This window comes from Allobosea sp. (assembly GCF_035999205.1).
GTDB lineage: Bacteria > Pseudomonadota > Alphaproteobacteria > Rhizobiales > Beijerinckiaceae > Allobosea.
In genome coordinates, this window is sequence record NZ_DASYHA010000024.1 from 1 (window position 1) to 12,705 (window position 12,705).

Here is a 12,705-nt window from a genome sequence, read left to right on the forward strand (position 1 = left end):
GATGTTGTCCGCGCCGGCCGTGCCGAGCAGGGTGTCGCCCGAGACCGTGCCGACCCTGGTGGCGCCACCCGAGGGCGATGGAGCAGGCGTACCCGTCTCGTCGTCGTCATCGTCGCAACCGCAGTCGTCGTCCTCGTCGTCCTCATCATCATCGCCGCTGCCGGTTTCGTCGTCGTCCTCATCGTCATCATCGACGTGACCGTCGTCGTCATCCTCATCTTCGTCGTCATCGCCATGACCAACCTGCGGTGGGCCGTCGGGGGCGGTGAAGCAGATGCTGTGCGTGCCGTTGGTCATCGTCGTCACGCCGCTCTCATCGGTCGTGCTGGTATAATCCTCCGGCACGGCCCCGTCCGGGAGCTCGATCACGTCCTGCGGACGCAACGTTCCGACGATCGTGTCATTGCCGCCATTCGAGCGGAACACGATCCGATGGGCCGAGCTCAAGGCGGAGATGTCGACCGTGTCGTCACCAGCATTGCCATCGATCGTGATGGTGTTGAGACGCAAGCTCGTGCCGGAGAAGTCGCCGATGATGTTGAAGGTGTCGTTCCCGGCGGCTCCGGGGCTGGTTCCGGAGGGATCGACGCCGTTGATGCGGATTTCCTCGATTTCCGCAAGCTCGGCGATGATCGCAGCGGCATTCGCGCCGTTGCGGGTGACCACGATCTCGGTTCCCGCCGCCAGCGGCACTGCCGCGTTGCCGGCAAGGCCAAGGAAGGCAGCCCTGGTGTAGATATTGTAGGTCTCGGCCGAGGCATTGCCGTTGATCACGAACGTGTCGCCGACCGCGCCTTCGGTGCCGCCGTTGACGAGGTCGCGACCATCGGTCGGAGCCGCGGCATTGGCGTTCCAGATGATCGTGTCGTCGCCGGCATCACCATTGACGGTGTCGATGCCGAGACCGCTGCCGCTGGCGTTGATGACGAAGTTCTCGATGAAGAAATTGTCGCCGGGATCCCAGTCACCATTGGCCGTGAAGCGAATGGCGGACTGGGGTCCGATCTGGGCTGCGGTCAGGGGCACGTTGAAGTTGCCGCTCGCCGTGCTCAGAACACCGCCGGTCAATGTCTCCCAATTATTGGTTGTGTGGTTCCAGGCCTGGACGGTGACGTTTTCGCCGCCTGTAAGGCTGGTATCTCCAACGTAGGCGAACTGAACCGAAGCGGATGTCACACCGGTCAGGTTGAACGCACGCTGGATGAACTCCCCGCCGTCGATGCCTTCCTCGAAGTGAAGACGGCTGCCGGTGGCGGCATTGATCTGGATGTCGCCGTCGCCAGCCCCCGTGGTTTCCCCGCCGCCTTCGGTCCAGCCGCCTGCGAAGGCCAGCGAACCGTTGTTGTCCGTGTAGGAGGCAGCGCCGTCGAAGTTGTCGCTGAAGGTACCGGAATTGGCTCCGATGCCGCCACTCAGCGTGTCGTTGCCATCGCCGCCATTGAGGGTGTCTGCGCCCTCGCCACCGTTGATGACATCATCGCCGCCTGCGCCACTGAGGGTGTCGTTGCCGCCAAGGCCATTGATCGAGTTGGCTGCAGCGTTACCGGTAATGGTGTCGGCTCCGGCAGTCGGGGCGCCGAACGCCGGCGGCGCAGCGGCGGCCAGGATAAAATCGGTCGCCGTGATGGCATTCTCCGCGTCTTCGACGTGGATGGTGCCCAGGACGGTCCCGCCGGCATCCCTGATGGTGATGAGGGTGTCGTCCGTACCGGCTTCGGCCACGTTCTGGATCTGAATCCGCGAGGCGGCAGTCGTGCCGATGTTGGCAGCCGTGAGCCCAAAGGCGCTCAGATCGATGAGGTCCTGCGTCGCCGCTGTGCCGCCGGTGGCGTCGAAGCTGTTGATGACGTCGTTGCCGAAGTTCGCGGCATTGTAGACGATCCGGTTGAAGCCTGTGCCCACATCGATGGTGTCGTTGCCGCCACCGCCGATGATGGTGTCGTTATCGTCGCCGCCGTTAAGGGTGTCATTGCCGTCACCGCCGTCGAGCAGATCGTTGCCGTCATCGCCATTCAATGTGTCGTTGCCGGTCCCGCCGAACAGCTGGTTGGCCGCGCCATTACCGTTGATGACGTTGTCGAGGCTGTTGCCCGTACCCCTGACCGCGCCCCCGTTAAGGTCGAGATTCTCGACATTGGCCCCCAGCGTGTAGTCGATGTCGGACTCGACGCGGTCGGTACCGCCGATGGTGGCATCGGCCGTCGCTTCAGTCACCACGTCGCCGACTTCATCGACAAAGAAGACGTCGTTGCCGTCGCCGCCGATCATCGTATCGGCTCCAAGGCCGCCATTCAGCGTGTCGGCACCGCCGAGACCGCTCAGCGTGTCGGCCAGGTCGCCGCCGGTAATGGTATTGGCACCGCTGTTGCCGGTGCCGACGAATTGGTCGGCGTCGACTCCTTCGTAGGACAGGTTCTCGACATTGGCCATGTTCTCGATCGAGAGCGCGGCCAGGTAGGTTTCGACCGTGTCGGTGCCCTCGCCAGCAGCCTCCACGACGACATCGAGCAGGTCGTCAATGCCGTAGGTGTCGTTGCCGGCGCCGCCGATCAGGGTGTCGGCGCCGAGAGCCCCGAGGAAATCGTCGCCGGCCGCATTAAGGCGAGCGTCAAGGGTGTCGTTGCCCGTGCCGCCGACCAGGAGGTCATCGCCGTCGCCGCCGACGAGATTGTTGGTACCGCTGGCGCCGAAGATCAGATCGTTGCCGCTGCCGCCGGTGATGACATCATTCGTTCCCTGCTCGCCGACGATGAAGTTGTTCGCGGTCGAAGCGGTCAGGTTGACGCCACCGCCGTCGCGATTGTTCGGATCGAGGCGGCTGATGAGGTAGTCCTCCGATCCGAGCGCATAGCCATTGAAGACCGCACCGTTGAAGTTGATGCGCTCGACGCCGGTCTCTGCATTCGTGCCGTCGAAGTGGTTCACGACCGTGATGGTCTGGGCGACCGAGGTGGCGCCACTCGGCAGGCTGTAATTGATGACCAGGTCGCCGTCGTTGGTTCCTCCGCCGTTATCCTGGGCGTTGAGGCTGCTGATCGTCAGGATGGGCAGGCCATCGGCGTCAACTCCCGTGCTCGGCGCGAGGATCGAGATGCGATCCGCCGTACCGCCGCTCGTGGCGGAGGCGCCTTCGTTAATGACGTCGTTCCCGTCGCCGAGGGTGAACGAATAGGTGTCGTCACCTAGGCCGCCGTTGAGGGTGTCCCCGACGGTGGTGGTTGTGACTGTGGTGAAGCTGACGGAAAGATTGTCGATCGTCACGGATTCGCCTGCCTCGAAGCTGTTGGCCACGAAGCGGATTGCGGCATTGGCGGTGAAGGGGCCTGTGCCGAAGGCGGTCAGGTCGATCGAGCGCGGCGTGATCGTGCTGGTGGAGTTAATGACGTCGACCTGGACGAAGGTGACGCCATCCCTAGAGAAGAACACCGTGACCGAGTCATTATCCGCGCCGCCATCAAGAGCGGTTCGGGTGATTGCCGAATAGGCCAGCGTGGCCGTGGTGGCCCCATTAAGATTGAGAGTGCGCTGGATCTGCGCGCCATCGCCATTAACGAAAGCGAGGACGTTGTTGAAGGCATCGTCAATCTGAATCTGACCATTGTTCGGGTCGTTGTTGTCGCCTGTTTCTACCCAATCCGGCCCCCAATTGACGGAGCCGTCGGAGTTGCCAAAGCTGTCGTTACCGAAGTTGTCGGCATAACTCGCCACAGTCGACGTCGAGATCGTGCCGTCGGCTCCGCCAACGAGGATGTCGTTGCCCGCAAGGCCGTTCAGCGTATCGGCGCCGGCAAGGCCAAGGATCAGGTCGTCTTCCGCCGTGCCGTTGAGCGCGGCATCGTTACCGGGCGTGCCGACGACGATGTTGAGCGCAGCGCCGGTGGCGAACTGCACTTTCTCGATGTTGCGCAGCCGGTCGGTGCCGTCCAGCCCGTCGGGGACGACATGCGAGATGATGACCTGCCCGTCTGCGGTGGCCGAGAAGGCGTACTCGCCGCGGCCGCCCTGGTACCTGGCGGTGTCGACGTCGGCCACGGTGTCCGCGCCCGCCGTCGTGATTTCGCGGATGATCTGCAGCTGACCGGGATTGATCTTGCCCTCGAACATCCAGGTGCTGAGCGGCTTCGTGGTCGGGGTGCCGCCGGTCGGCGCGGTGACCATGTTGCCGTTCGCATCCAGGCGCAGCGTGACCGGGCTGGTCATGCTCCTGATGTTCGGATTGCCCACGACTTCGGTGCCGGTCGGACCGCTGTCGTTAAACCCGCTCATGATCCCGATGCGGACGTTCAGGTACTTGTCGCCATCGATGATGTCGTCGCCGCCATTACCCTGGATGACGTCGCTGCCGTCGCCGCCCAGGATGATGTCGCCACCTGCGAAGGAGGTGACGCCCGCTCCGAGCACTTCTTGCAGGCCGGCGATGAGGGCGATGCCCTGCGCATCGAGCACGCTTCCGAGATAGCCGGTCGTGCCGCCCGCACTGAGCGGAGCCCGATCCGCCGCCACATCATTCGTGCCGGCGAGAACGTCGTTGAACTTCGTGCCCGAAAGGCCTTCCATCGACTCGAATTCGTCTAGCGCGGCGTTCTGCGGCAGTGTCGGAGCCTCGTCGAAAACGATCGGAATCGACAGGTCGGCATTCACGCCGGTGGTATTGTCCTTGTAGGTCGCCCAGTCGAAACCGGACATGCCCGCCATCTTGCCGCGGCCGGGGCTGCCGACCATGATGTCGTCGCCGCCCTCGCCGATGAACTCGTCGAAGCCGCCGTCGCCGAGGAACACGTCGTTCCCGTCGATGCCGTCATGCGCGAAGATCTCATCGAAATTGTCGCCAGGCGCACCGTCGAAAGTGCCGGTCTCGATCCAGTCATCGCCCTCGTTGCCGAGAATGCGTTCGGCGTTCTTGTTGCCGTAGATGAAGTCGTTGCCGGTGCCGGCGAAGACTTCCGAGCCCATGTCGGTGCCCAGGAAGACGAAGTCCTGGCCGTCATTGCCCATCACGAGATCGAGGCCGGGGCCTGCATGGACGACGTCGTGGCCCTTGCCGGCCTTGATGTTGTCGTCGCCGCCGCTGTCCTTGATGATGTCGTGGCCATCGCCCGCATTGATGATGTCGTTGCCGAAACCACCCTCGAGGATGTCGTTGCCGCCATCGCCATACAGCGTGTCGTCGCCGATGCCCGCGATCAGGACGTCTGCTTGCTCGGTACCGCCGAGGACGACATGGTCGCCGCCGGTGTAGCGAAGGTAGTTCGTATCTGCGCCGGGAGTGGCCGGATTGTCGCGGATCACCAGCTGGGTGAGGATGCCGCTGCCGACAGGATCGGCAGAGGTGTTCATCACATCGTCGAGGCTTTCGTCGACTCCGACCGTCGTCGGATCGTCTCCGAGAACGCCGTCGGCGCCCGGCAGGAACACGCCGGTGTCCGGGTTGTACTGACGGGACTGATCGACCTCGAGGATCAGGCCAGGCGTCGAGAACACGTCGGACGGCAGGTGCGAGGCATTGGTATTGCGCGCGATCATCGCAGCGAAGGAGTTGTTCTCCATTTCGCCGAACAGATGCAGGCCGTCGAGACGCTGCAGGTAATAGAAGCGGTCACCGCTCTGCAGGTTCTCCATCTGGACTTCGAAGACGAAATTGAAGGTCGAGCCGAGCATGCCGCCGAACGGCATGATGGCTTCGGCCAAGCCGCCGATCCAGAGATCGACATTGTTGAGGCCGCCAAGCGTGCTGCCAGGCACGGTGCCGGCATAAGCGCCGGTCGCATTGAGGAAGTCGAGGCGATCGGCCGGCACGAGCATGCCGTCGACCGAAACGCCGGTGATGATGGTCAGCGCGGCGTCACGCTTGCCCTCGATCGTCGTCTGGCTCGTGATCAACGAATGCGTGCCGTAGGAGGCGACGAAGTTGATGATCGAGGCCTCGTTCTTGAGGTGGCCGGCGAAGTCGACCCAGCTCTCATAGGGCTTGAGCAGGGAGTCCTGGTTGCTTGCCTCGTAGAATTGCCGCCTTGCCTCGTTCAGCGAGGGCACGCCGGTGTCACGACCACGCGCGAGGTTGATCGTCGCGAGATCGAGCGGCAGGCCGAGCAGGTTGTTGCGCAAGGCGCTGGTGACGAATTCGTCGATCTGGTTGCCCGGCTGCCGCGTCATGCCGCGGATGATGGCGCCAGCCGCGATGTCGTCCGTGCTCAGCGTCGTGCCGCCGTTGTTGGCGAACTGGAGCGGATTGAGGAAGCCCTCGATCAGGCCGATATGGTCTGGATTGAAGTTCGGATCGAAGCGGTCGATCGACTCGGTCAGCATCGAGTGGCCGAAGCGATAGACCACATGCGCGAACTCGGCGACGATCGAAGGATCGAGCGTGACGTCGTAGCCGTCGGGAACCAGGAACACGTTGATGTTCGGCTGAATCTTGCGGGCGAATTCCTCGAACACCAGGTGCTGATACTGCATCTCGGTGCCGAACTTGGCAGCCTGGAACAGACGTTCGCCGTTCCATTCGAGATCCTGTACGCCATCAGCGATGTTCGCGCCGGGGATGAGCCATTCCTGGATGAAGGCGTTGTCGCCGGTCGCCAGGACCACCGCCTTCGTATGTTCCATCAGCCGGTTGTGTTCGGCATGGAAGACGTGGTGCACGGCGGTCAGGCCGATGTTCTCGTTCACGCGCCCGTCGCCAGCGATGTAGTGCGCGTCGAGCAATTCGTTGTCGTAGCCGGGCGTCGCAGCTGGATCGTTGTTGCCCAGGCCAATCTCGATGTCGCCGTCGGCAAGGCCGTCGGGAACCGCATTATGCGCGATGTCGGCGAGGAAGGCATGGCCAGTGAGGAACGCATTGGCTGGCACGAGGACGCCGAGCCCGCCATTGGCGGCCGGATCGCCCTCAACGAGGCCGGTGGCGGTCACCATCTGCGGGAAGCCATTCGCGCCGCGCAGGAAATTGCCATACTGATCGGTAGCGAGAAGCGGAACGTTGCCAGCATTCGCATCGACCAACTGGATGCCCAGCAGGTCGGCTGCCTGGGCCTTCAGCTCGGCCCAGGTCGCCATGCCGCCATTGCCGCCCTCGATCAGTTTGCCCGTTGCCACGGGGTCCCCGGCGGCATTCATCACGTATTGCCGCAAGAAGACCTGATGGGACGGGTGCGAGGAGTAAGTCTGGTTCTGGTCGACGAACGAGGTGGTGGTGTTGACCGGGCGATCGGTGTTGTCGGCAGCTTCATTGATCGCCGTGAGCGGATCGTCGTTCAGGATACCGTCGGCGCCGGGCCCGACCAGCGTGGCGCGAGTCAGCACCATGAAGTTGGTCGTGCCACCCGGAACATAGAGCGGATCATCCGGCATGAGGGGAATGAACACGGTCCCGCTGCCGCCCTTGCCGACCAGATCGAGCCCGTGGTCGAAGAACTGGCCAAAGAGCGTGAACCAGGAGTTGAACGGCGCCGATAGCCCTTCGTCCGGGGCCGTGTTGGTGATGACGACATTGGGGCCATCGAGTTCGATGCCATTGGTCTCGAGCAACTCGTAAAGACCGCCAGCAACGCCGGCGAGTCCGTCCAGCGTCGCCCTGGCGGTGGCCAGGGTGGCTGCTGTTGCTGCGGCCGCATCCTGAAGCGCCTGATTGGTCGGGTTGGCAGAAGCCGACGCCTGAGCGACGGCATTCTCCCGTTCGGCATCCTCCACTGCCTTGAACTCGTCGGCGAGCGGTGTGTAGGCCGCCGTGATCTGTGCCGTGACGGTCATCTGGTCGGCAGGCGCCACGATGCCCGCGCGCTGCAGTCCGGTGAGAATGGCCGAGGGGTTGCCCAGTGTCTGGTCCACGATCAGGTTGGAGATCGTCCGGACATAGGGATCGACCACGTCACCGGGACCGGTGTTTCCGGGGCCGTCGGGCATGCCGGGCGTATTGTCGACACCCGGTGCGTAGCTGATCGGAACCAGGGGACCGCCAGGGCTCGACGGGACCATGATCGTGCGGAACTGGGTGCCGAGCCCCTCTGGGAACTCGTTGTCGGCAGCGCCCAGTTCCGGGCTGAGCAGGTGATTATACGTGCCGTCGACGGTGCGCAGCCCCCAGGAGAGATTGTAGGTGGGAATGGACGCAGTCTGTCCGTTGACGCCCGTTCCGAACAGGGGCTTGCCGAGTGTGCCTCCCGACCGCTCATAGAGCGCGTGGTCCTCAGCGATCTTGATCTGCGCGAGAATGAATTCCAGATCGCTTTTAATATAGGTGACCATCGAACTGCTCCATTCGTTTTCTTGGATGGAAGTTTTTCGCGGGAGGGAGGCGATAATTATCGAATTGATTTCACGTTTAAAAATAGACAATACATTCAATCATGGAGATTGAACCACGATCGTTGAATGGCTTAGAATTATATACTTATCTCGAAATCGGCTGTCGGCTCTGAATGGTCGAACATTATCAACCTGCTCGAGCGCCGAAATTGGCGAAGGTAGTGGAAAATTCGAAGACTTTAGTACATATATCGGCAACGAACCGTTGTTTAAGTGCCTCCCTTAAATATCAGAAAATTCGTAATAATCGGCGCTGGCCCGGGCCGGCGGTTGCCGGCCAGGAATTAGCTGGGGGGCTGATGCGCATCGGCTTTCATGGCTTCGACAGGGGAAGGGCCATCGCGAATGTGCAGCAGACGATCAGATGGCGCTGCACTCGGCCAGTCTGATCCCCCCAAGCATCGCCGAGCCTATCGGGCCATGCCCGTTACGAGCGGAATTATCCAATTACTCCGGTGTTTAACCGTGGCGCCTGGTCAAGGGCTGCATTGCTCGCCCGGCCGCCGTTCCGAAGTGCCGCCGCCATGCCGGTCCATGTCGAAGCCTTAAGCCTTCACATGGTCCGTCATGGCATATTTTGCCCGCCGTTAGGCTTTTGAATAGCCCGGCGTGATGAGGCTCCAGCGACGCATTCAGGACAAGGTTCCAATGAGCCGCTGCGCTGCAGCGCAACGGAATACATCTTCCTTGCGCTCTTCGGATTTTGAGGGAGGGAGGGAGAAATTAGATCGGAATTTGATTAATAATGTTCCGGCTCAATTGAATCAAGTAAATTGATATATCAATATAATCTATCTTAGAATAACTCTGGGTGCATCGTTTTTATGAAAACAACAACTTCCAATCTGCTGCGAGCCTGCAATTTCAACATGAGCTGAGACATATAGAATTTGATCGTCCGCTCTGTCAGGCGCAGCGCATTCGCAATTTCGCGATTCTTTCTGCCAATGAGTAGAAGTTTTATGATCTGAAGCTCTCTAGGGCTAAACTGATTCGGCTCCGTCGATGCGGAGTCGTGATGCTGATTCTTTGATGAACTGCCTTCCGCATTGAGTAGTGAGTAGACACTCTCTGCGATGCATTTGCTGATAAATACGCGACCGCTGCGAGCGGTCGTGATTGCATCGAATAATTCGTCAATCGAACTGCTTTTGAGAACATAGGCATCAGCGCCCAAGCTTACTGCCCGGGCCGCTTTATCAGGGTCGGTTGCTTCGGTGAATACAACCATTGTTACGTTGGGGTAATTAGACGATGTCTCTGAGATTGATTTGAAGGCATCGCCTGCTACACATAGATCTATTAGGAGAATATCAACTCGATGATCCGCTAGAATTTCTCCGATATGACGCGCCTCGGAGCCGCTTGCGACAAAATTAAAGCCCGCCCGTCGCTCAGCAGCTGACCTTACCCCCTCTCGCAGCACGGGGTGCGCATCGACGATTGCTATACGAAGGTTCGCCATCGTTTATCCCTTCAAGGCAATTTGAAGGACGCTTGATATCAATGACTTATTTCTATCCTCTCGTAAAGAGATACATTGGCATTGGATCCCTATATGAGTGCGCAAATATAGGTGGAATGCAAAATGAATATCTTTGGAAACTTTCGAATTGCAGATCGGTTATCACATAGGCGCAGATTCAATATAATTTGATACATATCAAAAGTAATGAATATTTTGTTCCATTCAGTACGAAATGTGTTCTATGTATTGGGCTTATATATCATGTCACCCCTCTCCCATCCATCGAATTGTCCTAAGCATTCATATCAATTTCCGGTCGCGACGCAAAGATATCGCGAGATTTTAGGGCCAGTTTTCGGCGCTAAAGAAATTGACGTGGATTCTAGCAATTCGTAAAATGCGGCCTTCCTTGCCCTGTCCCGCCCCGGCGGCGTCCCGCTGTGGATACTCGTATAGGTCGGAGGGATATCATGGCAGACCCGACAATCAGCTTGGCCGTTCTGGATATCAATCAGATCCGCGTTAGCAATAGCGGACGCCTAGAGGCGGTTATAGCCATGAAGTTGCCGGGCTCTCACGTGCAGCTGCATCTGCCGCCAGTGGTTCTTGCAAAGCTTGAATCGATGCTGGCCAGGGCCAGCCTTGAACAAGCAAAGTTCCAATCTTCGCAGTAGTCCTCAGATGCGGCCCCAAGGGGCGGAGTGGGGTCGGCTTACGACGAATTGCTCGCGCAATGGGGTTGGGTTCTTCGCATCGCCGTGTTGGACAAGCCAGGGAGCGATCTCGCCAACTGCCTGGAACGCCTTCTAGGTTTAGGACGCACTGAGCGCGCAGAGCGACCTCATGACCTGGCTCGACGTTCGCGAAGACTTTGCACGCGCTCATGCTGATCGATTGCCTGCCTGTCGCGGGATTGGGTACGAATCCCGTCATGTCTCGACTACGCGACAAGCTCTCGCTGAGCCTTCTCGCATGCGCAGGACGTCGGCAGCGGCCGACTGACGCGACGGACTAGTTGCTATCCAGCGGTGCTTGGGTGCTTCGTTTGGCCGAACGACTAGATGCGACGTTGACCCCATGGGTCTCGAACTGATCAGCTTCGATGAAGACGTCAAACTGCTGGCCGATCAGCGCAGTCGAACCTTCGGGCTGGATCGCGTAAATGACCTGCATGACCCGCGTATCCACGCGCTCTGTCGCCTGGCCCGAGAGAGAGCGCTTGGGGACCACCAAGGGTTCGACCCTGACGAAATTCAGTCTTGTGTGCCGGCGGGCCCTGCCCCGTTCCATAGCCAGCGCTGGCGCACCCGGCCGATAGCGAGCGATGTCCGCTTCGTCGATATCGATCCGCAGGTGCATCGGCTCTGTCCGGCCCAGGACGACCAGCCCTTGGGTCAGGGCTCCAGCCTGCGCGAATTCGCCTGGCCGCAAGTTAACCTGCAGGACCGTCCCATCGTCCGGGGCCCGAACGGTACGGAGTTTGAGATCCGTCTCGGCGAGCTTCAGCGCATGCTTGGCTTGCTCGACAGCGGCGAGATCGACCGCGATCGACGCACTGCTTCCACCCGACTCGTCGAACAGGGCGAGGTTGGCCGCTTTTACAGCCAGCCGACCCTGCATTTCCGCCAGCTTTGCATCCGCCGCGCGCAGGAGGTTGTTGCGCCGCGTGATCTCGCGTTCCGAAATGGTCGAGCCTACGTTCAGGCCACCCGCCATTCGAACAAGGTCCATGACCTCGTCGCGCTCGACCTGCGCCGCCTCCATCGCGGTCCGGGCGACCTGAACCTCGGCCTGCAGGCCGGTGACGCGAGAGCGAGCCAACGCAAGCCGTGCCATCGCGGTGGCGAGATCGCCGCGGCGCTGGGCGATGGTCGCCTCGGCCCGGTCGTTGTTGAGGGAGAACAGGGGCTCCCCGCGCTTCACCTTCTCGCCCGGCGCCACAAAGACTTCAGCAGCCGTCCCCGAAACCTCGGTTCCGACTCGGATCTCCTGGCTCGAAGGCTCGACCATTCCAACAGCGCCGATATGAGCGAGCAACCCGTCCCGGCGGACGGCGTCCTGCGTCAGTGGCGAAGGCGGCTCGAGACGGGCCTCGACGCGCGGCCGGCTGTTGCCCTTGCTCGCGATCGAAACGCCAGCTCCGAGCAGCGCTGCGGCTGCGAGAACCGGCAAGCCATAGGCCAGAATCCGCGAGCGTCCGAACATCATGCAGCCTCCCGGTTGACGCGGATCTCCACCGCAGTGACCTGTCCGTCGTTCATGTGGACGACCCGGTCGGCATAGGAGATGATGCGATTGTCGTGAGTGACGACGATGACCGCGCAGTCGGCACGCAGCGCGACCCGGCCCAGAAGCTCCATGACGATTTGGCCTGACGCCGCATCGAGCGCCGCAGTCGGTTCATCGCAGATGACGAGGCTTGGTTCGTGAACGAGCGCGCGCGCTATGGCGACGCGCTGTTGCTCCCCGACCGAGAGCTGCCCGGGGTATTTGCGCAGGTGGGCGCCGAGGCCGACTTCATCGAGCAGACTGTTGGCGCGAGCCTCGGCGCGCGTCGCCCCCTCGCCCAGCACGAGCAGCGGAACGGCCACGTTCTCGGTCACCGTCAAGGCCGGGAAGAGGTTCAGCTTCTGGAAGACAATGCCGAGATTGGCGCCGCGAAAGCGGGCAAGCTCCGCGCGTCCCAGCTTTCTCAGATCGGTTCGCAGTAACTCGACCTGTCCCACCTCTATGGGAAGGATTCCCGCGATCGTCGAAATCAATGTCGTCTTGCCGCAACCCGATGGCCCCATCAGGAATGTCATCTCGCCGACGAACACGTCGAGATCGATGCCGTGCAGAATCCGCGTGTGGGATCCGCCGCTGACGACATCCTTGACGATGCCGCGACAGGAGACCGCAATCGCTCCTGCTTGAAGTCGGCTTGGCGCGCGCAT

The 12,705-nt window shown here is 61.0% G+C and carries 5 protein-coding genes; 1 reads left to right on the forward strand and 4 read right to left on the reverse strand.

Translation table 11 applies throughout. The features are described 5' to 3' along the window. Together VGN82_RS12755 and VGN82_RS12760 are read right to left on the reverse strand one after the other, a co-directional pair. Positions 1-8,241 (reverse strand): peroxidase family protein (locus VGN82_RS12755; RefSeq protein ID WP_327527400.1); only part of this gene is annotated, 8,241 nt, incomplete at its 3' end. 856 nt (positions 8,242-9,097) lie between these two features. Beyond that, a complete protein-coding gene (locus tag VGN82_RS12760) occupies positions 9,098-9,766 on the reverse strand; it encodes a response regulator transcription factor (protein WP_327527401.1) in 669 nt (222 codons plus the stop codon). Positions 9,767-10,239: 473 nt separating this feature from the next. Between VGN82_RS12760 and VGN82_RS12765 the strand changes: the two genes are divergently transcribed. Further along, the gene (locus VGN82_RS12765) at positions 10,240-10,443 is read left to right on the forward strand and encodes a hypothetical protein (RefSeq protein ID WP_327527402.1); all 204 of its coding nucleotides are present in this window, start codon (positions 10,240-10,242) and stop codon (positions 10,441-10,443) included. Positions 10,444-10,780: 337 nt separating this feature from the next. Here VGN82_RS12765 and VGN82_RS12770 read toward each other — a convergent pair whose 3' ends face one another. Together VGN82_RS12770 and VGN82_RS12775 are read right to left on the reverse strand one after the other, a co-directional pair. Continuing rightward, a complete protein-coding gene (locus VGN82_RS12770) occupies positions 10,781-11,779 on the reverse strand; it encodes an HlyD family secretion protein (RefSeq protein WP_327527403.1) in 999 nt (332 codons plus the stop codon). A 194-nt stretch (positions 11,780-11,973) separates the two neighbouring features. Beyond that, positions 11,974-12,705, reverse strand: coding sequence for an ABC transporter ATP-binding protein (locus VGN82_RS12775; RefSeq protein ID WP_327527404.1), 732 nt, complete (start codon positions 12,703-12,705; stop codon positions 11,974-11,976).